Genomic DNA, 22,875 nt, shown 5'->3' with positions numbered 1-22,875 from the left:
ACAAGCTGGCGGTCAGATTACGATGCAATACTAACGGGAACCTTAAAGCCGGCGCTATCCAAATTGGTATGCCACGCGCCCGCCCACGGCTTGAGCAAGCAGCCGAGGCGTCACGATGCTTGCATCACCTCATCGTGTTTTGCGGGTGTGGCAGGGTTCACATGCCGCGCTCGCCACGTGGTGTAGTGTGGTCGCATTGGAAATTCCGGCCGCACATTTCGCGGCCATCAGATTTCGAGATCAATGAGTTGGAGATAGGCGATGACGATTGCGGATCGCAATCGGATTGCCGGTCGCAATCAGATTGTCGGCAATACCGCGCCCGATCATGGCGCTTCCGCCCTCGAGCACGGCGACGACGCGGCCCATTGCAGCAACGGGCTCAGCGCACAGAAATTCCGCGATGCGACGCCCGACGAGCGCGCGATCTACCGGCGCTGGATTCGCAGTGCGATCGTGCTGTGCGGATTGTTGGCGTTTGCCGCGGGAGCGATGGTCTGGATGAACGGCGACGGCGTCGGACAGACCCAGCTCACGAGGCTGTCGAGCACGAGCAACGCGAAATCGGGCCACTAGATTAGCCGCCGTCGCGAAGCGACGGCGCGAAACGAAAATGGCCGGGACAGGTCCCGGCCATTTGTGTTGTGTGAAGCCTGAAGCCTACTCGGACTTGTCGATATTCCAGAAGATCGGCGTTGCCGGACCATCGAGCACACCGGACAGCGACTTCCGCCAGGCGCTCGGACCCTGATACTGACCGAGCGGAATGTAGATGACCTGCTCGTAGGCTTCCTTCTGGATATCGGCCGCGATCTTCTTCTGTTCGTCGAGCGACGGCGCGCGAACGAAGGCGTCCTTCAGCTGCTCGATCTTCGGATCGTCGGCCCAGCCGAACCATCCGCCATTCTTGCCCTGACCGCCAATCGAGAGGTTGGCGATCGGGTTGGAGACGTCGGCACTGACCCAGTTGGTGAAGAACATGTTCCAGCCGCCATCCTTCGGCGCCTTCTGGCTGGCGCGGCGAGTCACCACGGTCTGCCAGTCGGTGGCCTGCAGGTCGACCTTGAAGCCGGCGTCGCGCAGTTGCTGGGCGACAACAACCGGCTGCGCCTTGAGCGTGGTGACATCGCCCGGCGCCATGATGACGACGGGCGTGCCATCATAGCCGGACTCGGCAAGCGCCTTCTTGGCCGCCGCCATGTCGCCCCCCTTCAACAAGGTCTCGCCGCCGACTTCGGACGCGAACGGCGTGTCGCAGATGAAGAAGGAGACGCAGGTCTTGTAGTATTTCGGATTGCCGACCAGCGCGTCGAGCACCTGCTTCTGGTTGATCGCCATCAGCGCCGCCTGGCGAACCTTGATGTTGTCGAACGGCGGATAGAGGAAGTTCATGCGGCCGAGCGTCTGGAAGCCGAACTTGTTCAGCGTCTCGACCTTCAGGTCCTTGTCGCCTTCCAGGATCGACAGCGTGTCGAACGACGGGTTCTCCAGGAAATCGATGTCACCGGACTGCAGCGCATTCATCGCAGTCTGCGCGTCGGCCATCGTGACCCACTCGACGCGGTCAACCTTTACGACCTTGCCGCCCGCGGTCCAGCTCGCCGGCTCCTTGCGCGGCACGTAGTCCGTGTTCTTGACATAGACCGCCTTCACGCCCGGCTGGAATTCGGCCTGGACGAATTTGAACGGGCCCGAACCGATCTGCTCCGGGATCGGCTTGTCCGGCGGCGTTTCGGCCAGCCGCTTCGGCATCATGAAGGCGACGCGCGACGACGGCTTGCCGATCGAATCCAGCACCAGGCCGTAGGGCTCCTTCAGCTTCAGCGTGATCGTCTTCGCATCGGTGGCCTCTAAGCTCGCCGTGAAGTCCATCAGCTTCTGGCCCATGCCGTCGACCTTGGCCCAGCGCTTCAGCGAAGCGACACAGTCTTCCGCGGTCACCGGCGTTCCATCGTGCCACTTCAGGCCGTCGCGCAGCGTGAACGTGTAAGTGAGCTTGTCGTCGGACACCTTCCAGTCCGCCATCTGCGGCTGGATCTTGAAGTTGGAGTCGGTCGCGACCAGCGTGTCGTAGACCATGTAGCCATGGTCTCGCGTGATATAGGCGGTGGTCAGGATCGGATCGATGACGCGCAGATCCGAGTGCATCACCGCGGTGATGGTCTTGCCCGCGGCCATAGCCTGCGGCGCAAAGGACAATTCCTGCGGCGCGAACGACAGCGCGAGCGCGGTTAACGCAGCCGCGAGCGTGCGGTGCTTCCAACGCGAGATAGGGAACATGCAATTTCTCCTGACGTGTAACTGGTCAAAGCCGGCTTATTCGTTATGCATGCGGTTCGTTATTTAGGCGAACTAACATGCTGTATGGCTTGTGAAATCGAGACTTGCATCAAGCGCAATGCGCGTCAATCGGTTTCCGGCAGGATCGAACGTATACGAACGAATGAACCGCTGGTGCAGCGCATTTGACTTTACAAACTCGTCTTCCGAGCTTTTCGTACCGCACGCGAACGCGTATCGGCGCGCACAAACAACAAGAGAGAAAAGACATGAACCCCGCCAATCTTCCTTTTGATTCCGAAGCGATGCTGCAGGGGCTGCGCAGCTGGGTGGAATGCGAGAGCCCGACATGGGATGCGGCCGCAGTCGAGCGCATGCTCGACCTCGCCGCGCGCGAGATGGCGGTCATGGGTGCGACGATCGAACGCATCGCGGGACGCCAGGGCTGTGCCGGCTGCGTCCGCGCCCGTTTTCCCCATCCGAAACAAGGCCAGCCCGGCATCCTCATCGCCGGCCATCTGGACACCGTGCACCCGGTCGGCACCATCGAAAAGCTGGCGTGGCGGCGCGAAGGCAACAAGTGCTTCGGGCCCGGTATCTTCGACATGAAGGGCGGCAACTATCTGTCGATCGAGGCGATCCGGCAGTTGGCGCGCGCGTCCTTCACGACGCCGCTGCCGATCACGGTGCTGTTCACGCCCGATGAAGAGGTCGGCACGCCGTCGACGCGCGACATCATCGAGGCGGAGGCCGCGCGCAACAAATACGTGCTGGTGCCGGAGCCCGGCCGGCCGAACAACGGCGTCGTCACCGGCCGCTACGCGATCGCGCGCTTCAATCTGGAAGCTGTCGGCAAGCCGAGCCATGCCGGCGCGACACTTTCTTCCGGCCGTTCTGCGATCCGCGAAATGGCCCGGCAAATCATTGCGATCGACGGCATGACCACCGAAGACTGCACCTTCTCGGTCGGCATCGTGCATGGCGGGCAATGGGTCAATTGCGTCGCAACGACCTGCACCGGCGAAGCGCTCAGCATGGCCAAGCGCCAGGCCGATCTCGACCGCGGCGTCGAGCGCATGCTGGCGCTGTCGGGCACCGCCAACGACGTGACCTTCAAGGTGACGCGCGGCGTCACCCGCCCGGTATGGGAGCCGGATGCCGGCACCATGGCGCTCTATGAAAAGGCCAAGGGCCTTGCAGCGGCGATGGGCCTCGATCTGCCGCACGGCAGCGCCGGCGGCGGATCGGACGGCAACTTCACCGGTGCGATGGGCATCCCTACCCTCGACGGCCTCGGCGTTCGCGGCGCCGATGCACATACGCTCAACGAGCATATCGAGATCGAGAGCCTCGCCGAGCGCGGCCGCCTGATGGCGGCGCTGCTGGCGACGCTGGACTGACATCGATTTGCACTGCACAACACGTTGGCACTGCCGGACCGAAATTTAGCCTTGTCCAATTTTAAGGCTTCGCCTACGGTCCGGCCGTCCAACGCGACGATGCGGGAGAGATCGAAGCCACAACATTCGTGTTGTTGCTTCGGCGCCGACGGAGCAACCGCCCCGGAAACTCTCAGGCAAAAGGACTGTATCGTCAGGACGATCTGGAGAGAGACGAACATGGCCGCACATCAAGGGCCATGACGTCCACCGAAGGGGATAGTCTGCCATCGGGCCCAGGCCCGATGCGGATCAAGCTCTCAGGTACCGTGACAGATGGGGCGCCGACGCCGGTTTCACCGGTGGTTCGGCGACTCTAACCCACGGGAGCCTGAAGACCACCATGCCTCACATCGCAATCATTGGCGCCGGCATCACCGGCGTGACGACGGCCTATGCCCTGCTCGAACGCGGCTACCGGGTGACTGTCCTCGACAGGCATCGCTACGCCGCGATGGAAACCTCATTCGCCAACGGCGGACAGCTTTCCGCCAGCAATGCAGAGGTGTGGAACAGCGCCGCGACCATTCTCAAGGGGCTGCGCTGGATGCTTCGAAGCGACGCGCCGCTGCTGATGAATCCGAAGCCGAGCTGGCACAAATATTCCTGGATCGGCGAGTTCGTCGGCCACATCGGCCGCTATCGCACCAACACCATCGAGACCACGCGGCTCGCAATCGAAGCGCGCAAGCATCTGTTCTCGATCGCGCAGCGCGAGAATATCGCCTTCGATCTCGAACGCCGCGGCATCCTGCACGTCTATCACGACAAGGCCGGCTTCGAGGCGGGCCTGCGCGTCAACACGCTGCTGCAACAAGGCGGGCTCGACCGCCGGCCGGTGACGGCGGACGAAATCCGCAGCATCGAACCCGCGCTGCAGACGAGCTGCTATGGCGGCTTCTTCACACCGTCGGACGCGACCGGCGATATCCACAAGTTCACGCGCGGCCTCGCCGACGCCTGCATCCGCCGCGGCGCGAGCTTCGTCCATGAAGCCGACGTCGATGCGATCGCGCGCGGCGACGACGGCTTCCGCATCGGCTGGAACGAAGTCGCTTCGCACGATGCTGAGGTCGCGACGCGACATGAGTTGCAGGCGGACGGCATCGTCATTTGCGCCGGCGTCGCGAGCCGCCACTTCGCAGGCCTGCTCAACGACCGCGTCAACGTCTATCCGGTGAAGGGCTATTCGATCACCGTGCAGCTCGATGCGCCGCAAAGCCGGGACGCTGCGCCAACCGTCAGCCTGCTCGATGAGGCCGCGAAGATCGTCACCAGCCGGCTCGGCGCCGACCGCTTCCGCGTCGCCGGCACCGCCGAGTTCAACGGTTTCAACCTCGACATTCGCGCCGACCGCATCCAGCCGCTGGTGGATTGGGTGCGGCAGCATTTTCCCGGCGTCGACACGTCGAGGGTCGTGCCGTGGGCCGGCCTGCGCCCGATGATGCCGAACATGATGCCGGTGGTGCGCGCCGGACGGTTTCCGGGCGTGTTCTACAACACCGGCCACGGTCATCTCGGCTGGACGCTGTCGGCTGCGACGGCGCAGATGGTGGCAGGCGCGATCGATGACTGGCGCGATCTCGACACGCCCTCGATGGTGCCATCGCAGGTCGATGCGACAGAGACCGCCCGCGCAGCTTTCCCCTAATTATCCGGCCGACGAGGAAGAATATGAGCGTATTTGCGTGTGGCCAAGTCGGAATTCGCTGAGAAACACCGCATGACAACGACTAGCGTCATATTGGGGAAAAGCGCTTCAGCGCGGGAGGGGACAATGCGCATTGGGGTGGCGGACACGCACGACACGTTGACCAAGCCGGATCAGATTGCCGCCGAGCTGTGCGCGGCCGTCGATCGAAACTTCGACGATCAGATCGCGTTCCTGTCGCGCATGGTGCAGTTCCGCAGCCTGCGCGGACAGGAAGCGCCGCAACAACGCTGGCTGGCCGAGCAATTCGCAAAGCGCCGCTACGACGTCGATACGTTCAGCCTTGCCGACGTCGACCTGATGAGCCATCCGAAGGCTGCACCGATGGACGGCATCGATCTTGCCGGATCGCAGCAAGTCGTTGCCACGCTCAACAGCAAAGGCAGCGGACGCAGCCTGATCCTGCAAGGTCATATCGACGTGGTGCCGGAGGGCCCCGCTGACCTCTGGGAGCAACCTCCGTTCTCGGGCGCCGTGCACGGAGGCTGGATGTTCGGGCGTGGCGCGCAGGACATGAAGGCCGGTGTCTCGGCAATGATCTTCGCGCTCGATGCCATCCGCGACGCCGGCTATGCCCCGGGCGGGCGTGTCCATCTGCAGACCGTGACCGAGGAAGAGAGCACCGGCAACGGCGCGCTGTCGACCTTGATGCGCGGCTATCGCGCCGACGCCTGCCTCATTCCAGAGCCGACCGGACACACGCTGACGCGTGCCCAGGTCGGCGCCGTCTGGTTTCGCCTGCGCGTCCGTGGCACGCCGGTGCATGTCGCCTATTCCGAGGCCGGTACCAGCGCCATCCTGTCGGCGATGCATCTGGTGCGCGCGTTTCAGGATTACACCAAGGCGCTCAACGCCCGGGCGCTCGACAACAGCTGGTTCCGCAGTGTCAAGAATCCGATCAAGTTCAACGTCGGGATCATCAAAGGCGGCGATTGGGCCAGTTCGACCGCGGCGTGGTGCGAGCTGGATTGCCGGCTCGGTCTCTTGCCGGGCGAAACACCACAGCAGGCGATGCGCGGCATCGAGGAATGCCTGACTGAGGCGCACAAGGCCGACGACTTCCTGTCCGACAATCCGGCTGAGCTCGTATGGAGCGGCTTTCAGGCAGACGCGGCGGTGTGCGAACCCGGCAGCGACGCGGAAGCAGCTCTGTCTGCCGCCCATCACTCCATCTTCGACGCTCCAATGCAGGAGCGCTTGTCTACGGCCGTCAACGACACCCGCTATTATTGCGTCGACTACGGCATCCCTGCCCTTTGCTATGGTCCGTACGGTATCGGCCCGCATGCGTTCAACGAACGTGTCGAGCTCGACAGCCTTCGCAAGACAACGCAGAGCATCGCACTGTTCGTCGCCAATTGGTGCGGCGTGATGCGAGCGTGAATGGACTTTTCGTTTCAGGTCGGTGGCGCATTGCGCCATGTGCAATTCGAAATAGCAGCTTCAGACCAAGGGAGGCTTCCAACGGCCTGAACCGCGCCTTGATATAACGTCGCCATTGGCACAGTATTTGCCTGCAAATTCATCACGTTCGCGCTAGCCTTGAGACAAGACGCAGAAGCGCATGAGACACATCACGGGGACACCATGAGTATGATGCGGCCCAGCCTTCGCTTCACACCATCTGGCGGCAGGAGATAGCAACGATGCTCGGCTATCTCCTTCGCCGCATCCTCGCCGCCGTTCCCGTGATGGGCGTGGTGGCTCTGTTCGTGTTCCTGTTGCTGCGGCTAACGCCGGGCGACCCGGCCGCGATTCTCGCCGGCGACAATGCGACACCCGAACAGCTCGATCGCATCCGCACCTCGCTTGGTCTCAACGAGCCGATCTACATCCAGTTCTATACCTGGGTCGCCAAGCTGCTGCACGGCGACCTCGGCGTCTCGCTGATCTCGAACAAGCCGATCCTCGAGATGATCGGTCCGCGCCTCGAGCCCTCGATCTCGGTCGCGCTGGCCACCATCGTCCTCTCGATCCTGGTGGCGGTGCCGCTCGGCGTGATCGCGGCGTGGAAGCACGGCACCTGGATCGACCGCTGCGTGATGGGGCTGTCGGTGCTCGGCTTCTCGGTGCCGGTGTTCGTGATCGGCTATGTGCTGATCCAGGTGTTTGCGATCGATCTGCGCTGGGTGCCGGTGCAGGGCTTCAAGAGCATCATGGCAGCCTGCCCAGCATCACCGCCGAAGCCGCTTAGCGCACTTGAGGTCGCCACCTGTATGGGAGACAGCTTCGGTCCGTTCTTCCAGCGCCTCATCCTGCCGACCTGCACCCTCTCCTTCATTTATGTCGCGTTGATCGCGCGCATGACGCGGGCCTCGATGCTCGACGTGTTGGGTGAGGATTACGTGCGCACGGCGCGCGCCAAGGGCATCGGCGAGAGCGGCGTGCTGCTGCGCCATGCGCTACGCAACGCCGCGGTCCCGGTCATCACCGTGATCGGTTCCGGCTTCGCGCTGCTGATCTCGGGCGTCGTCGTCACGGAGAGCGTGTTCAACCTGCCCGGCATCGGCCGCCTCACCGTCGATGCGGTGCTGGCGCGCGACTATCCGGTGATCCAGGCCATGATCCTTCTGACATCGGGTATCTATGTCGCGGTCAATCTCTTGATCGACCTCGCCTACACCCTGCTCGATCCTCGTATCCGGTACTGAGCAATGGCGATCGAAACCCTTCCCGAATCCTCCATCCCCGTCACCCGGCCGTTCCGCGTCAAGTTCGGCTTCCTGGCATCGACGCCGATCATCGCGGTTGCGACGATCTGCCTCGTCCTGATCATCCTGATGGCGATCTTCGCGCCGCTCCTTGCGCCTCATGATCCACTCTTGCTGACGCCGGCGCAGCGGCTGAAGCCGTCAAGCGCGCAATACCTGCTCGGCACCGACGCCTATGGGCGCGACCTGCTGTCGCGCGTCATCTATGGCGCACGGATCTCGCTGTTGATCGGGCTCGGCGCCGCCGTCTGCTCGATCGCCATCGGGCTCCTGATCGGCCTCGTCGCCGGCTTCTTCCGCTGGGTCGATGCGGTGATGATGCGCGTGATGGACGGCTTGATGGCGATCCCCGCCATCCTGCTCGCGATCGCCGTGGTGTCGCTGTCCGGCGCCAGCATCTGGACCGTGATGGTCGCGATCACCATCCCCGAGATCCCACGCGTGGCGCGGCTGGTGCGCTCGGTGGTGCTGACCGCGCGCGAGGAGCCCTATGTCGAGGCCGCGATCTCGCTCGGCTCGAGCCTGCCGAAGATCATGTGGCGGCATTTGATGCCGAACACGATCGCGCCGCTGATCGTGCAAGGCACTTACGTCTGCGCATCCGCGATCCTGACCGAGGCGATCCTGTCGTTCCTCGGCGCCGGCATCTCGCCGGAAACGCCGACCTGGGGCAACATCATGGCCGAGGGCCGTGCCTATTTCCAAGTCAAGCCGTCGCTGATCTTCTGGCCGGGATTGCTGCTCTCGATCGCCATTCTCAGCGTCAACCTGATCGGCGACGCCGCGCGCGACGCGCTCGATCCCCGCATGAAGCAGCGTGAGGGCAAGTGACGGCTTCAATACCAATTGAAGCCGTCATCCCGGGGCGGTGCGAAGCACCGAACCCGGGATCCCGAGATTCCGGGTCTGGTGCTTGCGCCCCATCCCGGAATGACACTGACGGACCCATCGTGCCCCCTCGCAACACGAGACCCTGACATGACCAACGTCGTCCTCGACATCAACAATCTCGTCGTCGGTCTCGGCCGCAAGGCTGACGCGCACCGCATCATCGACGACCTGTCGCTGCAAGTGCGCGAGGGCGAGACGCTCTGCCTCGTCGGCGAAAGCGGCTCGGGCAAGTCGGTGACCTCTTTGACCACGATGGGCCTGCTGCAGAAGGGCACGCTGGTGCCGTCCGGCGGCAGCGTCAAACTGGTCGGCGAGGAACTGCTCACCGCGACCGACCGGCGGCTGCGCCAGCTGCGCGCGACGCGGATGGCGATGATCTTCCAGGAGCCGATGACCGCGCTCAATCCGGTCGTGCCGGTCGGCCGCCAGATCGACGAGGTGCTGCGCGCCCATACCGATCTCGATTCCCGCGCACGGCGTCAGAAGATCCTGGCGATGATGGAGCACGTGCGGCTGCCGGATGTGCAACGCATCTTCTCCTCCTACCCTCACCGCCTCTCGGGCGGACAGCGCCAGCGCATCATGATCGCGATGGCGCTGGTGTTGGAACCGAAGCTCCTGATCGCGGACGAGCCGACCACCGCACTCGACGTCACCACCCAGAAGCAGATCCTCACCTTGATCCGCGACCTGCAACGCGACCACGGCACGGCGGTTCTGTTCATTACCCACGACATGGGCGTGGTGGCCGAGATCGCCGACCGCGTCGCGGTGATGCGGCACGGCCGGCTGGTCGAGACCGGCCAGCTGCAAGATGTGCTGCGCAACCCGACGATGGAGTACACCCGCAACCTGCTGTCCGCGGTGCCGAGCCTCGTGCCGCGCGCGCCACGGCCGGAGACGAAGGAGCCGGTGGTGCTGGAAGCCAACGAGCTCAGCAAGGTCTACCGGGAGCGGTCGCTGTACGGTAAAGCCCGCGAGGTCGCCGCCGCCAGCAATGTCACGCTCACCCTGCGCAAGGGCCGCACGCTCGGCATCGTCGGCGAAAGCGGCTCTGGCAAATCGACGGTGGCGCGCTGCATCGTTCGCCTGATCGATCCGACCTCGGGCGGGGTGCGCCTCGTCGGCCGCGAGATCTCCGACCTGTCGCGCCGGCTGTTGCAACCGCATCGCCAGAAGATCCAGATCATCTTCCAGGACCCCTACCGCTCGCTCAATCCGCGCGTCACCGTCGGCGAGAGCATCGCGGAAGGCCCGGTCAACTACGGCATGCCGCGCAAGGATGCGCTGGCGCGGGCCCGCGAGCTGCTCGAGCTCGTCCACCTGCCGCCCGACGCGATCTCGCGCTATCCGCACCAGTTCTCCGGCGGTCAGCGCCAGCGCATCGCGATCGCGCGCGCGCTGGCGCTCGATCCCGACGTGCTGGTGGCAGACGAGGCTGTGTCCGCGCTCGACGTCTCGGTGCAGGCGCAGGTTCTGAATCTGCTTGACGAAATCCAGCGACGGCTCGGCATCGCGCTGCTGTTCATCACGCATGATTTGCGCGTCGCCGCACAGATCTGCGACGACGTCGCCGTGATGCAACATGGCCGCGTCGTGGAACAGGGACCGGCGGCCGAGGTGCTGACCAATCCGCAGCAGGCCTACACCCGCGCGCTGCTCGAGGCTGCGCCCGGGCGCGGCTGGGATTTTGCGAATTTCCGGCCGGTTTCGGAAGGCATGGTGGCAACGGCCTAAGCCTTTCGCCGTAGCCTCAGTCTCAGCCTTGATCTCAGGCTTTGGTCTGCCTTGGGCCTTTACGCCCATAGGGCATGCAAATCCGGAAGTGCTCGACGGCTTGCGCTTGGCGCGACGACACGCTTAACGTCGCGCGCTAGAGCGTGGGCCGGAAGGTGGACACCTGTTCGCCGGAAGATCGCGCTCAAACCAACGAAACGAGATCGTGGCGCGAACCGTTCCGATCGCACCGTGATCGAAGAAACGTATCGAGACCAACTTGATGACCCGCATTGCCGTTGGCGGCTTCCTGCACGAGACCAACACCTTCGCACCGACGAAGGCAACCTATGACGACTTCGTGCACGGCGGCGGCTGGCCGTCGATGACGCATGGCACCGAGGTGCTCAAGGTCATGCGCAAGATCAATGTCGGCCTCGCCGGCTTTGTCGAGGCCGCGGAAGCCAATGGCTGGGAGCTGGTGCCGACGATTTTCGCCGCGGCGAGCCCCTCGGCGCATGTGAGCAAGGACGCGTTCGAGCGGATCGTGACGGAAATGGTCGACGGCATTGTCGCGGCCGGCCCGATCGATGCCGTCTATCTCGACCTGCACGGCGCCATGGTCACCGAGCATTATGACGACGGCGAAGGCGAAACCCTCGCCCGCGTGCGCAAGGCCATTGGCAATGATCTCCCGCTGGTCGTGAGCCTCGATCTGCATGCGAACGTCTCGCCCAAGATGGTCGAGCATGCCGATGCCCTGATCGCCTACCGCACCTACCCGCATGTCGACATGGCCGACACCGGCCGCGCCTGCGCCCGGCATCTGGCGCTGATGCTCAAGTCCGGGCAGCGTTTTGCCAAGGCATTCCGGCAATTGCCGTTCCTGATCCCGATCAGCTGGCAATGCACCAACGACCAGCCCACCAAGGGCATCTATCAGAAGCTCGCGGCCCTCGAGAGCGATGCCGTGCCGACGCTGTCGTTCGCGCCGGGCTTCCCGGCCGCCGATTTCAGGGATTGCGGGCCGAGCGTGTTCGCCTATGGCCGGACCCAGGCCGATGCAGATGCGGCGGCCGACAAGGTCGTCGCCCTGGTCGAGAGCCATGAGGACGATTTCGACGGCCGGATCTATTCGCCGGACGAAGGCGTGCAGCTGGCGATGGAACTGGCGAAGTCGGCCAGCAAGCCGATCATCATCGCCGACACCCAGGACAATCCCGGCGCCGGCGGCGATTCAGACACCACGGGCATGCTGCGCGCGCTGGTGCGCAACAAAGCGAGCGCCGCAACCGGCGTGATCTACGACCCGCAATCGGCGAAGGCTGCGCACACGGCTGGCGTCGGCTCAACCGTCACGCTCGAGCTCGGCGGCAAGTCCGGCATTCCCGGCGACGCGCCGTACCGGGAGACTTTCGTGGTCGAGCAGCTCTCGGACGGCAAGTTCGTTGCACCCGGCCCGTATTTCGGCGGCCGCGACATGGACATGGGGCCCTCGGCCTGCCTGCGGGTCGGCGACGTCCGCGTCGTCGTCGGCTCCTACAAGGCCCAGCTTGCCGACCAGTCGATGTACCGCTATGTCGGCATCGAGCCGACTGCGCAGAAGATCCTGGTCAACAAGAGCTCGGTGCATTTCCGCGCCGATTTCGAGCCGATCGCCGAGAAGCTGCTGATCTGCGCCGCGCCCGGCGCAATGCCGGCCGATACCGCCACACTGCCGTGGAAACATTTGCGTCCCGGCATTCGTATCAAGCCTAACGGCCCCACTTTCACCCCCTCCTCCCCATCACGCACAAACGGATAGAGATCATGCCGACCATTGAGCGCATCGACAGTTTTGCCGACGAACTCACCGCCATCAGACGGGATCTGCATGCGCATCCCGAGATCGGCTTCGAGGAGGTCCGCACGTCAGGCATCGTCGCCGACAAGCTCACGAGCTGGGGCATCGAGGTGCATCGCGGCCTCGGCGGCACCGGCGTGGTCGGCGTGCTCAAGGGCAAGGGCAACAGCAGCAAGAAGATCGGCCTGCGCGCCGACATGGACGCGCTGCCGATGGAAGAGAACACCAATCTGAAGTGGCGCTCGACCATTCCCGGCCGCTTCCACGGCTGCGGCCATGACGGCCACACCACGATGCTGCTCGGCACGGCGCGCTACCTCGCCGAGACCCGCAATTTCGACGGCACCGTGCATTTCATCTTCCAGCCGGCCGAGGAAGGCCTCGGCGGCGCGCGCGCCATGATCAAGGACGGCTTGTTCAAGCAGTTCCCCTGCGACGAGGTCTACGGCCTGCACAACGCGCCCGACCTCAACCATGGCGAAATCGCGATCCTGCCGGGCCCGGCAATGGCCGCAGCCGACTTCTTCGACATCAGGATCCAGGGCTACGGCGCGCATGGCGCGATGCCGGAGCGCTCCAAGGACGCCGTCGTGATCGCAATGACGCTCGGACAAGCGTTGCAGTCGATCGTCAGCCGCAACGTCGATCCGCTGCAGGCTGCGGTGCTGTCGATCACGCAGATCCATTCCGGGTCGGCGTACAACGTCATTCCCGGCGAAGCCTGGATGTGCGGCACGGTGCGCTGCTTCTCCGACGAGATCCGTGAGTTGATCCGCAAGCGCATGCGCGAGATCGCCGCCGGCTTTGCGGTGGCATATGACGCCGAAATCTCGGTCGAGATCCGCGACGGCTTCAGCGTACTGGTCAATCAGGAAGAGCAGTCCCGCGTCGTTGAGGAAGTCGCGCGCACGGTGGTCGATCCGGCCAAGGTGATCACCCGCTCGACGCCGAAGATGGGCAGCGAGGATTTCGCCGACATGATGCAGGCCATTCCCGGCGCGTATTTCTGGGTCGGCCATGACGGTTCGGTGCCCGTGCACAATCCCGGTTACGTTCTCGACGACAAGATCCTGCCGATCGGCGCCAGCATGTTCGCCCGCATCATCGAGAAACGTATGCCGGCAGGTGCGCATGCATAAGCCGAAAGGGGACGCCATCACGTCGCTGCATGCTCTCTCGGCCGTCGACCTGCTCGCCGGCTACCGTGCCAAGCAGTTCTCGCCGTCCGAGGTGCTCGAGGAAATCATCTCCCAGGTCGCGACCTGGGAGCCGCACATCAAGGCGCTGTATCTGTACGACCCCGAAGGCGCGCGGAAGGTCGCGAAAGCTGCGACCGAGCGTTGGCATCAAAGCGAGCCGGTCGGCACGCTCGACGGCGTGCCGGTCACCATCAAGGACAATGTCGCGACCAAGGGCCAGCCGGTGCCGCTGGGTGCGGCAAGCGTGAAGCTCGCGCCCGCCGAGAAGGATGCGCCGCCTGCCGCGCGGCTGCGCGAAGCCGGCTGCGTGATCTTCTCCAAGACCACGATGCCGGATTACGGCATGCTGTCGTCGGGGCTGTCGTCGTTCCATCCCCTCACCCGCAATCCCTGGGATGTCAGCAAGAACCCCGGCGGCTCGAGCGCGGGCGCGGGCGCGGCCGGTGCGGCCGGCTACGGCCCGCTGCATCTCGGCACCGACATCGGCGGCTCGGTGCGGCTGCCGGCCTCCTGGTGCGGCCTCGTCGCCCTGAAGCCGAGCCTCGGCCGCGTGCCGATCGACCCGCCCTATGTCGGCCGCGTCGCCGGTCCGATGACCCGCACCGTAGACGACGCTGCGCTGATGATGAGCGTGCTGTCGCGCCCTGATCGCCGCGACGGCATGAGCCTGCCGGCACTCGAGGTGAACTGGAAGGCGCTGGAGAAGTCGCCGCGCAAGCTGCGCATCGGGCTGATGCTCGATGCCGGATCCGGCCAGAAGGTCGAGAAGGAGGTTCGCGAGGTCGCCGTCAAGGCAGCGAAGGCGTTCGAGTCCGCCGGTGCCGTCATCACCGAGATCGACGGCATCCTGACGCCTGAGATGCTCGAGGGGCTCGACAATTTCTGGCGTGCGCGGACCTGGGACGAGCTGTCGAAATTGTCGCAGGCCGACCGCGGCAAGACCCTGCCCTACATCCTCAACTGGGCCGAGGCCGGCGCCAAGCTCTCCGGGGTCGACGTCGTGCGCGGCTTCAATCAGACGATGGCGATCCGCGCGGCCGCGGCAAAACTGTTCTGCGACGTCGATTACGTGATCTCGCCGGTGTCGCCGGTCGTGAACTTCCCGGCGGAATTCGCAGCACCACTCAACGACCCCGCAAAGCCGTTCGAGCATATCTGCTTTACCGTGCCGTGGAATATGTCGGAGAACCCGGCGCTGTCGATCAACGGCGGCTATGACAAGAAGGGCTTTCCGATCGGCGTCCAGATCATCGGCCGCCGCTTCGACGACATCGGCGTGCTCGGCATGGGCAAGGCGTTCGAAGGCCTGCGCGGCCCGCAGAAGCCGTGGCCCACGCCGCCGAAGAAGTAGCGCCTCAACGCAAGTCAGGATGCGCGGAACCACACCGCGCATCCGACTTCTTCACAAGGGATGATTGCCGGGTTAACTGAATGACACGCGCGCCAGCGCCGTTCACTCAAGAAAACCGAGAGGAAATCATCCCCATGGCGTATGAGACGATTAAGTACGAGGTCGCCGAGCAGATCCTGACCATCACGCTGAACCGGCCCGACAAGCTCAACGCCTTCAACGCCACGATGCAGCAGGAGCTGATCGACGCGTTCGACAAAGCCGACAAGGACGACGACGTCAGGGCGATCATCGTGACCGGTGAAGGCCGCGGCTTCTGCGCCGGCGCGGATCTATCCTCCGGCGCCAACACTTTCGACCGCGATGCGCGGCGCGGTCCGGTCAAGCGCAATGCCGACGGCAGCGTCGACTACAGCGATCCGCAGGTGCGCGACGGTGGCGGCCAGGTGACGCTGCGCATCTTCAAGTGCCTGAAGCCTGTGATCGCCGCGGTGAACGGCCCGGCAGTCGGCATCGGCGTCACCATGCAGCTTGCGATGGATATCCGCATTGCCTCCGAAGCCGCGCGCTTCGGCTTCGTGTTCTCCCAGCGCGGCATCGTGCCGGAAGCCGCCTCGAGCTGGTTCCTGCCGCGCATCGTCGGCATCTCGCAGGCGCTGGAATGGTGCTACTCGGGCCGCGTCTTCCCGGCACAGGAAGCGCTCGCCGGCCGCCTCGTCAGCAAGGTGGTGCCGCCGGACGATTTGCTGCCGACCGCGCGCGCGCTCGCCAAGGAATTCGCCGCCAAGACCGCGCCGGTGTCGGTGGCGCTGATCCGCCAGATGATGTGGCGGATGATGGGCGCCGACGATCCGATGGAAGCGCACAAGGTCGACAGCCGCGGCATCTATGCCCGCGGCCGCTCCGAGGACGTCAAGGAAGGCGTGGTGTCGTTCCTGGAAAAGCGCCCGGCGCAGTTCAAGAACAAGGTGTCGTCGGATATGCCCGACTATTTCCCGTGGTGGCAAGAGCGCGACTATAAGTGAGCGAACGGCGTCCCGCGGCGTCCACTCCTGATGGCGTCGTCCTGCTGCACGGCATCAGCAGGACGGCGCGCTCGTTTCGCAGGATGGAGCTGGCGCTCAGGGATGCCGGTTTTGCGACGCTCAATCTCGACTATGACAGCCGGCGCAAAGGGCTCGATGCGCTGGCCGAAGATATCCATCCTCCGCTCGATCGCTTCGCGCAGAGCCTCGACGGCTCCGTGCATTTCGTCTGCCATTCGATGGGCGGTCTGCTCGCCCGCGTCTATCTGGCGAGATATCGCCCGGCGCGGCTCGGCCGCGTCGTGATGCTGGGCACGCCGAATGGCGGCAGCGAGATCGCCGACCGCCTGAAACACCTCGCGGCCTACCGTGCCTTCTTCGGCCCGGCCGGCCAGCAGCTCGTCACCCGCCGCGATGCCGCGACCAGCGCGCTGCTGCCGACGATTGATTATCCCGCCGGCATCATCGCCGGCAACCGCTCGGTCTATCCGATCACCTCCATGGGACTGCCGCGGCCGCATGACGGCCGGGTGTCGGTCGCCAACACCAGGCTCGACGGCATGGCGGATCACATCGTGATCCGCACCTCGCATCCCTGGCTGGTGCGCAACCGGGAGGCGATCGCGCAGACGATTGTGTTTTTGCGGCAAGGCAAATTCACGCCGCACTAGCCGTCATTGCGAGGAGCTCGCGACAAAATTGCAAAGCAATTTTGCGCTGAAGTGACGAAGCAATCCATACCGCCCGCACGGTAAGGATGGATTGCTTCGCGGAGCCTGTCATCGGGCGGCGCTACGCGCCGACCCGTTGGCTCGCAATTGTGCATGTTCACTAATTCGCTGATTGGATCGCTCGACTGGAGGATGATCCGATGCGCGATAACAGCTACGACCGGACGATCGAACGTAACTATCTGCAGAAGTGGCGATTTCTGATCCCGGAGTATGAGGCAGTAAAGGCTGGCCGATCGGAGCTGTTCAAACGGGTGGGGGATTTCTACCGCCACCATGGGACCTGCTCGCAGACGTTCCGTAAGTATTACAATCGCTATTTGCAGAGCGGCGACGAAGCGGATTTGTTGCCGCGCCGCCGCGGCCCCAAATGGCGGGAGCGGCGCGAGCCGGCAGGGATCGAGGCGGAGATCATCGCTTGCCGCAGGCGAGGGATGAACCGTTACGAGATCCATGCGGTCTTGCGCGAGCAGCGGGACACAGTACCTTCGCCGGTGACGATCTACCGGGTGCTGCGACGCCATCAGCTAAACCGCCGCACGCCGGCGATGCGTGAGGAGAAACGTCGCATTATCAAGGACAAGCTCGGGGAACTGGGCCACGTCGATCTGCATCAATTGCCGCGCGATATGTTCCTCGCGCCACCCTCGGTCACGGCCTACATCGTCAGCTTGATCGACAGTTGCTCGCGTCTGGCCTGGGCCGAGGTCCTGGCCTCCAAGAAGGCGCTGCCAGTCATGTTCAAGACGCTGAAGATGATCAACACCCTCAACGTCACCTATGGGCTCGCCTTCCAGGAAATCCTGTCCGACAACGGTGCCGAGTTCGCCTCCCGCAACAATCCTCAGGAACATCCCTTCGAGGCCATGCTGCTCGAACTTGGCATCAAGCACCGCTACACCAGACCCTATCGACCGCAGACCAATGGCAAGGTCGAGCGCTTCTGGCGCACCCTCGACGAGGACGTGATCGAGGGCGCCACCTTCGACAACCTCGACCACTTCGCCAATGAGCTGTTCGAGTATCTGATTTACTACAACAACCACAGGCCTCACCAAGCCCTAGCAGGACAAACGCCAAAGGCCTTCGCCGCTACCAAGACCACCGCGATCCAATCAGCGAATTAGTGAACATCGACAGCAATGACGAACTACTGCATCATCAGCGCCACACGCCCGATCGCCTTGCGGTCGATCAAGAGCCGCATCGCCTTCGCATAGTCCTCCAGCGGCAGCCGATGTGAGATATTTGGCCGCACCCGGCCGGCCTCGGCCCATTCGCTCAGCGCCTTGACCCTGACTTCGCCGAGCGCGGGGTCCTTCCGCACCGCCTCGCCGGCGCGAACGCCGAGCACGCTCGCCCCCTTGATCATCAGGAGGTTGGTGCGGGCAAGACCGATGCCGCCGGTGAAGCCGACGACGAGAATCCGCGCGCCCCAGTTGATGCAGCGCATCGAGTTCTCGAACACCTCGCCGCCGACCGGATCGAACACCACGTCGGCGCCGCGGCCATCGGTGATGCGCTTGACCGCGTCACGAAACGGCTCGCGCGCGTAGAGCACGAGATGTTCCGCGCCGCGTTCTTTGGCAATCGCAAGCTTCTCCTCGCTCGAGGCCGCCGCGATCACGGTGGCGCCGAGCAGCTTGCCGATCTCGACCGCGGCAAGCCCGACGCCGCCGCCGGCGCCATGCACCAGCAGCACCTCGCCCGGCTTGATTTGCCCGCGGTCGATGAGCGCGTGATACGCGGTGCCGTGTGCGGCAAGGAAGGTCGCACCTTCCGCGTAGTCGAAGGTCGACGGCACCGGCACGAGCTGCGACGGTGTTGCAACCGTCTCGTCGCAATAGGCGCCGAAGCGCATCTTGACGATCACCTTGTCGCCGACGGCGACACCGGCAGCGTCATTGACCTCCACCACATCGCCGGCCGCCTCCGAGCCCGGCGTGAACGGCAGCGGCGGCTTGAGCTGGTACTCGCCCGCCGCCATCAGGATGTCGGGGAAATTGATCCCGGCGGCGCGGATCGCGACGCGCACCTGCCCCGGTTGCAAAGGCACCGAGGCAAAATTCTCAAGCTGAAGGCGCTCGGGCGGCCCGAGCTCGCGGCAAACAACGGCTTTCGGCATCAGGCGGCTCGCGCCTTGAGACGGGCCAAGGCCTCGCGGATCAGCGGCAATCGGTCGTTGCCGAAATACATGTCGGTCTTGTCGAGATAGATCGTGGGCGAGCCGAAGCCGCCGCGCGCCATCACCTCCTCGGTGTTGGCCTTGAGCTGATCCTTTATCGCCTGGTCGCCGATGCCGGCCAGGAATTGCGCCGGATCGATCCCGAGCTTGCTGCAGATCTCGGTCAGCACCGCGTCCTGCGAGATGTCCTTGTCGTCCCCCCAATAGGCCTCGAACACGGCGCGCGCGAACGGCACCATCTTCTCGTTGCCGAGAAGGATGCAGCCGCGCATCGCCTTGACGCTGTTCACCGGGAACACGGTCGGCGGCATCTTGATCGCTAGCCCAGCCGAGCGCGCCCAGTCGCCGAGATCCTTCTTCATGTAGCGGGCCTTCAGCGGCACCGGCGTCTCGCGCTGCGCGTAGACCGACGGATTGACGGTGTTGAAGATGCCGCCGACCAGGATCGGCCGCCAGGTGATGTCAGCGTCGAACTCCTTCGCGAGCGGCTGGATGTTGTGCCAGGCGAGATAGGTCCATGGACTGGAGCAGTCGAAGAAGAATTCGATCATAGCGTTTCCTTTTGTTGTGCGTGAATTGCTCTGTCCTCCGTCATTGCGAGGAGCGAAGCGACGAAGCAATCCATATCTCCGCGCGTGGCGCGATGGATTGCTTCGCTTCGCTCGCAATGACGTTGCGGGAACATCTGCTATTTCCCCAACACTTCCCTAGCCCTTTGGCCGAACATGTTCTTGCGTGATTCCTCGTCGAACGGCTCCTTGACGAATTTTCCGATCGCAAGGCCCGCCTGCACCTGCGGACGGGCGCGCACGGTGGCGTACCAGCGCTTGATGTTCGGGTAATCGTCGAGGGTGAAGCTCTGCGCCTTGTGGGTCATGGTCCAAGGGAAGCAGGCGATGTCCGCGATCGAATAGTCATCGCCGGCGATATAGGCGCCGGTCTTGCCGAGCTGGCGGTCGAGCACGCCATAGAGCCGCGCGGTCTCGTCGCGATAGCGCTCGATCGCGTAGGGAATTTTCTCGGCCGCATAGAGCGCGAAATGACCGTGCTGACCGAGCATCGGCCCAAGGCCGCTCATCTGCCACATCACCCATTGGATGACGTTCGACCGCGCACGCAACTCCTGCGACAAGAAGCGGCCGGCCTTGTCGGCGAGATAGATCAGGATCGCGCCGGTCTCGAACACCGAGAACGGGCCGCCGCCGTCGGCAGGCGCATGGTCGACGATCGCGGGGATGCGGTTGTTCGGGCTGATGGCCAGGAATTCGGGCCGGAACTGCTCGCCGGCGCGGATGTTCACCGGGATCACCTGATAGGGCAGCCCCAGTTCCTCCAGCATGATCGAGATCTTCCAGCCGTTCGGCGTCGGCGCGTAGTGCAGGTCGATCATCGGCGTCCACTTCCCCGTCACAAAGACTTTTGTTGTTCTGTACCTCCACTCTAGGACATGGCACACAGGCGCTCAATCAGAACCCAGCGGGAGGCACCCATGCTGTTTCCAACCACGATCGCAGGCTCCCTGCCGAAGCCGGAATGGCTCGCCGAGCCGAACATGCTGTGGGCACCGTGGAAATCCGAAGGCGCCGAACTCGCCCGCGCCAAGCGCGATGCCACGGTGCTTGCGGTCAAGCTGCAAGAGGATGCCGGCGTCGACATCGTCACCGAGGGCGAGCAGGCACGCCAGCACTTCGTGCATGGTTTTCTGGAGCGGATCGAGGGCATCGATTTCGCCCACAAGGTCGAGATGGGCATCCGCAAGGACCGCTACAAAGCCATGGTACCGCAGGTGGTCGCGCCGTTGCAGCTCAAGGGCCGCGTCCACGAAGGCGAGGCACGCGCGGCCCGCGCCCACACTAAAAACAGGTTGAAGTTCACCCTGCCCGGTCCGATGACCATCATCGACACCATCGCCGACCAATATTACGGCGACCGCGTCAAGATGGCGTTCGCCTTCGCGGAGCTGTTGAACCAGGAAGCCAAGGCGTTGCAGGCCGACGGCGTCGACATGATCCAGTTCGATGAGCCTGCCTTCAACGTCTACATGGATGAGGTCCGCGACTGGGGCATCAAGGCGCTGGAGCGCGCCGCCGAAGGCCTGACCTGCGCCACCGCCGTTCACATCTGCTACGGCTACGGCATCAAGGCCAACACCGACTGGAAGCAGACGCTCGGCGGCGAGTGGCGACAGTATGAAGAGACCTTCCCGGTCATCGACAAGAGCACGATCCAGCAGGTCGCGATCGAATGCCGTAATTCGAAGGTGCCGATCGAACTGCTCGCGGCACTCCCCGGCAAGATCGTGCAGGCCGGCGTGATCGACGTCGCCAGCGACGAGGTCGAGAGTGCGGAGGACGTCGTCAAGGTGATCGAGGCTGTGGCGAAACACGTGCCGAAGGGCAACATCATCGCGACCACCAATTGCGGCATGGCCCCGATGCGGCGGGACATCGCCGAAGCCAAGCTGATCGCGCTCGGCGCCGGCGCACAGCTGGCACGGCAGCGGCTGGCGTAAGGGCGGTGCCGGCGGCTCAGCCCAAGGCAGCCGCCGCGCTCGGATGCAGCACCGGCCGATAGCCGGCCTGAAACGCACGGACGGTCGACGGCGGCGTCAGCAGCATTGCGGGAGCGATGACGTCGGCCCGCTCGTAGCCGGCGAACGACCAGCGCAAGGTCTTGCCACCGGCAACGAGGTAACTCTCGCCGTTCGCCTGCACCATCGCGCCGTCGGGTAGCGCGGCGAGCGGCATCGGCAGCGGATGCAGCCGCTTCCTGCCCCGATCGAGCCGCTCGGCATGCAGCACCGCATCCATCGCCTTGGCGCTGAGATCGCCCGTGCCGTTGCCCTGCTCCCAGCAGCTCCGAAACCGCTTGGCGTCGTCGCGGCGGCAGTAGAAGCAGGGCCGGTGCCCGGCCGCGAAGGCGGTGGCTTCATCGAGGAAGAACAGCTCGGTCCAGCTCTGCCGGCTCATCACCTCGCGTCGCCGTCCCCTGAACTCGCAGACGCAGGTGAGCCAGGCCGGCGACGACCAGCGCTTGTTCAACAGTGTGCGGGTCGCCGGATCGTGGATGATGCCGCGATTGCCGGTGAAGGTGCCGCGATGTTCGGACGCGACGATGTCGCCTGTCGGGGTGACGCGGTTTTGCAGGGGCATATTGCGAATTCGATTATCCACCACCGTCATTCCGGGATGGTCCGAAGGACCAGACCCGGAATCTCGAGATTTCGGGCTCGATGCTTCGCATCGCCCCGGAATGACGCGTCTACGCCGCCCCGTCGCGGATCGGCGGTTGGAACGACAGCGCGGTGTCCCAGGGAAAGAAGATCCATGTGTCTTGCGACACCTCGGTGATGTAGGTGTCGACCAGCGGGCGGCCCTTGGGCTTGGCGTAGACGGTGGCGAAATGCGCATCGGGCAGCATCTCGCGCACCAGCTTGCCGGTCTTGCCGGTATCGACGAGGTCGTCGACGATCAGAAGCCCCTTGCCGGTGCCGCCGCCGAGCTTGGCGGTCTGCTCCGAAATGCCCTTGAGCACTTTCAGATCGCCCTGCTTGTCGTGGTCGTAGCTTGCGACGCAGACGGTATCGATCACCCGCAAGCCGAGCTCGCGCGCCACGATCGCCGCCGGCACCAGCCCGCCGCGGGTGATCGCGATCACCGCATGGAACGGGCCGACCTCGTTGAGCCGCCAGGTCAGCGCCCGGCAGTCCCGGTGGAATTGATCCCACGAGACCGGGAACGGCCTGCCGGCCCGATCCTGCGCATTCTGTTCAGAATTTCGTTCAACCATGTCG

General features: G+C 64.3%; 20 protein-coding genes and 2 riboswitches. Of the genes, 14 read left to right on the top strand and 6 right to left on the bottom strand.

Annotation, left to right across the window (positions count from 1 at the left end):
• Positions 1-261 precede the first annotated feature (261 nt).
• Complete coding sequence (locus tag AAFG07_RS16975) at positions 262-576, top strand: hypothetical protein (RefSeq protein ID WP_342728264.1); 315 nt, start codon at positions 262-264, stop codon at positions 574-576.
• An 84-nt stretch (positions 577-660) separates the two neighbouring features.
• Here AAFG07_RS16975 and AAFG07_RS16970 read toward each other — a convergent pair whose 3' ends face one another.
• Positions 661-2,280 carry an ABC transporter substrate-binding protein gene (locus tag AAFG07_RS16970; protein WP_342728263.1) on the bottom strand — a complete coding sequence of 540 codons (1,620 nt, stop codon included), beginning with the start codon at positions 2,278-2,280 and terminating at the stop codon, positions 661-663.
• Positions 2,281-2,549: 269 nt separating this feature from the next.
• Between AAFG07_RS16970 and AAFG07_RS16965 the strand changes: the two genes are divergently transcribed.
• From AAFG07_RS16965 to AAFG07_RS16910, 12 genes are all read left to right on the top strand, one after another.
• On the top strand, positions 2,550-3,680 hold the full coding sequence (locus AAFG07_RS16965; RefSeq protein WP_342728262.1) for a M20/M25/M40 family metallo-hydrolase: 1,131 nt from the start codon (positions 2,550-2,552) through the stop codon (positions 3,678-3,680).
• A 92-nt stretch (positions 3,681-3,772) separates the two neighbouring features.
• A riboswitch (glycine riboswitch) is annotated at positions 3,773-3,878 on the top strand.
• A 3-nt stretch (positions 3,879-3,881) separates the two neighbouring features.
• A riboswitch (glycine riboswitch) is annotated at positions 3,882-3,997 on the top strand.
• A 65-nt stretch (positions 3,998-4,062) separates the two neighbouring features.
• Positions 4,063-5,370, top strand: coding sequence for a D-amino acid dehydrogenase (locus AAFG07_RS16960; protein ID WP_342728261.1), 1,308 nt, complete (start codon positions 4,063-4,065; stop codon positions 5,368-5,370).
• Positions 5,371-5,496: 126 nt separating this feature from the next.
• Positions 5,497-6,813: an ArgE/DapE family deacylase gene (locus tag AAFG07_RS16955; protein WP_342728260.1), complete on the top strand. Its 1,317-nt coding sequence runs from the start codon at positions 5,497-5,499 to the stop codon at positions 6,811-6,813.
• Between the two features lie 263 nt (positions 6,814-7,076).
• A complete protein-coding gene (locus AAFG07_RS16950) occupies positions 7,077-8,081 on the top strand; it encodes an ABC transporter permease (RefSeq protein ID WP_342728259.1) in 1,005 nt (334 codons plus the stop codon).
• Between the two features lie 3 nt (positions 8,082-8,084).
• Positions 8,085-8,972 carry an ABC transporter permease gene (locus AAFG07_RS16945; RefSeq protein ID WP_092115207.1) on the top strand — a complete coding sequence of 296 codons (888 nt, stop codon included), beginning with the start codon at positions 8,085-8,087 and terminating at the stop codon, positions 8,970-8,972.
• Between the two features lie 147 nt (positions 8,973-9,119).
• Positions 9,120-10,769 carry an ABC transporter ATP-binding protein gene (locus AAFG07_RS16940; RefSeq protein ID WP_342728258.1) on the top strand — a complete coding sequence of 550 codons (1,650 nt, stop codon included), beginning with the start codon at positions 9,120-9,122 and terminating at the stop codon, positions 10,767-10,769.
• Positions 10,770-11,031: 262 nt separating this feature from the next.
• On the top strand, positions 11,032-12,552 hold the full coding sequence (locus AAFG07_RS16935; RefSeq protein ID WP_342728257.1) for a M81 family metallopeptidase: 1,521 nt from the start codon (positions 11,032-11,034) through the stop codon (positions 12,550-12,552).
• 5 nt (positions 12,553-12,557) lie between these two features.
• Entirely contained in the window at positions 12,558-13,730 is a 1,173-nt protein-coding gene (locus tag AAFG07_RS16930; RefSeq protein ID WP_342728256.1) for a M20 aminoacylase family protein, read from the top strand.
• A complete protein-coding gene (locus tag AAFG07_RS16925) occupies positions 13,723-15,141 on the top strand; it encodes an amidase (protein WP_342728255.1) in 1,419 nt (472 codons plus the stop codon). Before AAFG07_RS16930 ends, AAFG07_RS16925 begins: the two co-directional genes overlap by 8 nt.
• Positions 15,142-15,275: 134 nt before the next feature.
• Positions 15,276-16,166, top strand: a complete 891-nt coding sequence (locus AAFG07_RS16920) for a crotonase/enoyl-CoA hydratase family protein (RefSeq protein WP_074130099.1) — start codon at positions 15,276-15,278, stop codon at positions 16,164-16,166.
• The gene (locus AAFG07_RS16915) at positions 16,163-16,837 is read left to right on the top strand and encodes an alpha/beta fold hydrolase (protein WP_342728254.1); all 675 of its coding nucleotides are present in this window, start codon (positions 16,163-16,165) and stop codon (positions 16,835-16,837) included. Before AAFG07_RS16920 ends, AAFG07_RS16915 begins: the two co-directional genes overlap by 4 nt.
• A gap of 200 nt (positions 16,838-17,037) precedes the next feature.
• The gene (locus AAFG07_RS16910) at positions 17,038-18,024 is read left to right on the top strand and encodes an IS481 family transposase (protein WP_342725716.1); all 987 of its coding nucleotides are present in this window, start codon (positions 17,038-17,040) and stop codon (positions 18,022-18,024) included.
• Positions 18,025-18,047: 23 nt separating this feature from the next.
• Here AAFG07_RS16910 and AAFG07_RS16905 read toward each other — a convergent pair whose 3' ends face one another.
• The 3 genes from AAFG07_RS16905 to AAFG07_RS16895 all read right to left on the bottom strand — a co-directional run bounded on the left by AAFG07_RS16905 (position 18,048) and on the right by AAFG07_RS16895 (position 20,472).
• The gene (locus AAFG07_RS16905; protein ID WP_342728253.1) at positions 18,048-19,022 is read right to left on the bottom strand and encodes an NADPH:quinone oxidoreductase family protein; all 975 of its coding nucleotides are present in this window, start codon (positions 19,020-19,022) and stop codon (positions 18,048-18,050) included.
• On the bottom strand, positions 19,022-19,633 hold the full coding sequence (locus AAFG07_RS16900) for a 2-hydroxychromene-2-carboxylate isomerase (RefSeq protein ID WP_342728252.1): 612 nt from the start codon (positions 19,631-19,633) through the stop codon (positions 19,022-19,024). Before AAFG07_RS16900 ends, AAFG07_RS16905 begins: the two co-directional genes overlap by 1 nt.
• 137 nt (positions 19,634-19,770) lie before the next feature.
• Positions 19,771-20,472 (bottom strand): glutathione binding-like protein, encoded by a 702-nt coding sequence (locus AAFG07_RS16895; RefSeq protein WP_342728250.1) that lies wholly within the window; start codon positions 20,470-20,472, stop codon positions 19,771-19,773.
• 99 nt (positions 20,473-20,571) lie between these two features.
• Here AAFG07_RS16895 and AAFG07_RS16890 point away from each other — a divergent pair, with 99 nt between their 5' ends.
• Positions 20,572-21,594, top strand: a complete 1,023-nt coding sequence (locus tag AAFG07_RS16890) for a methionine synthase (protein ID WP_342728249.1) — start codon at positions 20,572-20,574, stop codon at positions 21,592-21,594.
• A gap of 16 nt (positions 21,595-21,610) precedes the next feature.
• Here the strand turns inward: AAFG07_RS16890 and AAFG07_RS16885 are convergent, their stop codons facing one another.
• A complete protein-coding gene (locus tag AAFG07_RS16885; protein ID WP_342728248.1) occupies positions 21,611-22,234 on the bottom strand; it encodes a hypothetical protein in 624 nt (207 codons plus the stop codon).
• Positions 22,235-22,343: 109 nt separating this feature from the next.
• Positions 22,344-22,871, bottom strand: a complete 528-nt coding sequence (gene gpt / locus AAFG07_RS16880) for a xanthine phosphoribosyltransferase (RefSeq protein WP_092115219.1) — start codon at positions 22,869-22,871, stop codon at positions 22,344-22,346.
• Positions 22,872-22,875 lie beyond the last annotated feature (4 nt).

This window comes from Bradyrhizobium sp. B097 (genome assembly GCF_038957035.1).
GTDB lineage: Bacteria > Pseudomonadota > Alphaproteobacteria > Rhizobiales > Xanthobacteraceae > Bradyrhizobium.
This window is presented reverse-complemented; position numbering and strand designations above follow the sequence as displayed.

Coding starts and splice junctions, on each gene's coding strand:
- AAFG07_RS16975 (WP_342728264.1), top strand. CDS start 262: ATGACGATTGCGGATCGCAATCGGATTGCCGGTCGCAATCAGATTGTC.
- AAFG07_RS16970 (WP_342728263.1), bottom strand. CDS start 2,280: ATGTTCCCTATCTCGCGTTGGAAGCACCGCACGCTCGCGGCTGCGTTA.
- AAFG07_RS16965 (WP_342728262.1), top strand. CDS start 2,550: ATGAACCCCGCCAATCTTCCTTTTGATTCCGAAGCGATGCTGCAGGGG.
- AAFG07_RS16960 (WP_342728261.1), top strand. CDS start 4,063: ATGCCTCACATCGCAATCATTGGCGCCGGCATCACCGGCGTGACGACG.
- AAFG07_RS16955 (WP_342728260.1), top strand. CDS start 5,497: ATGCGCATTGGGGTGGCGGACACGCACGACACGTTGACCAAGCCGGAT.
- AAFG07_RS16950 (WP_342728259.1), top strand. CDS start 7,077: ATGCTCGGCTATCTCCTTCGCCGCATCCTCGCCGCCGTTCCCGTGATG.
- AAFG07_RS16945 (WP_092115207.1), top strand. CDS start 8,085: ATGGCGATCGAAACCCTTCCCGAATCCTCCATCCCCGTCACCCGGCCG.
- AAFG07_RS16940 (WP_342728258.1), top strand. CDS start 9,120: ATGACCAACGTCGTCCTCGACATCAACAATCTCGTCGTCGGTCTCGGC.
- AAFG07_RS16935 (WP_342728257.1), top strand. CDS start 11,032: ATGACCCGCATTGCCGTTGGCGGCTTCCTGCACGAGACCAACACCTTC.
- AAFG07_RS16930 (WP_342728256.1), top strand. CDS start 12,558: ATGCCGACCATTGAGCGCATCGACAGTTTTGCCGACGAACTCACCGCC.
- AAFG07_RS16925 (WP_342728255.1), top strand. CDS start 13,723: ATGCATAAGCCGAAAGGGGACGCCATCACGTCGCTGCATGCTCTCTCG.
- AAFG07_RS16920 (WP_074130099.1), top strand. CDS start 15,276: ATGGCGTATGAGACGATTAAGTACGAGGTCGCCGAGCAGATCCTGACC.
- AAFG07_RS16910 (WP_342725716.1), top strand. CDS start 17,038: ATGCGCGATAACAGCTACGACCGGACGATCGAACGTAACTATCTGCAG.
- AAFG07_RS16905 (WP_342728253.1), bottom strand. CDS start 19,022: ATGCCGAAAGCCGTTGTTTGCCGCGAGCTCGGGCCGCCCGAGCGCCTT.
- AAFG07_RS16900 (WP_342728252.1), bottom strand. CDS start 19,633: ATGATCGAATTCTTCTTCGACTGCTCCAGTCCATGGACCTATCTCGCC.
- AAFG07_RS16895 (WP_342728250.1), bottom strand. CDS start 20,472: ATGATCGACCTGCACTACGCGCCGACGCCGAACGGCTGGAAGATCTCG.
- AAFG07_RS16890 (WP_342728249.1), top strand. CDS start 20,572: ATGCTGTTTCCAACCACGATCGCAGGCTCCCTGCCGAAGCCGGAATGG.
- AAFG07_RS16885 (WP_342728248.1), bottom strand. CDS start 22,234: ATGCCCCTGCAAAACCGCGTCACCCCGACAGGCGACATCGTCGCGTCC.
- gpt (WP_092115219.1), bottom strand. CDS start 22,871: ATGGTTGAACGAAATTCTGAACAGAATGCGCAGGATCGGGCCGGCAGG.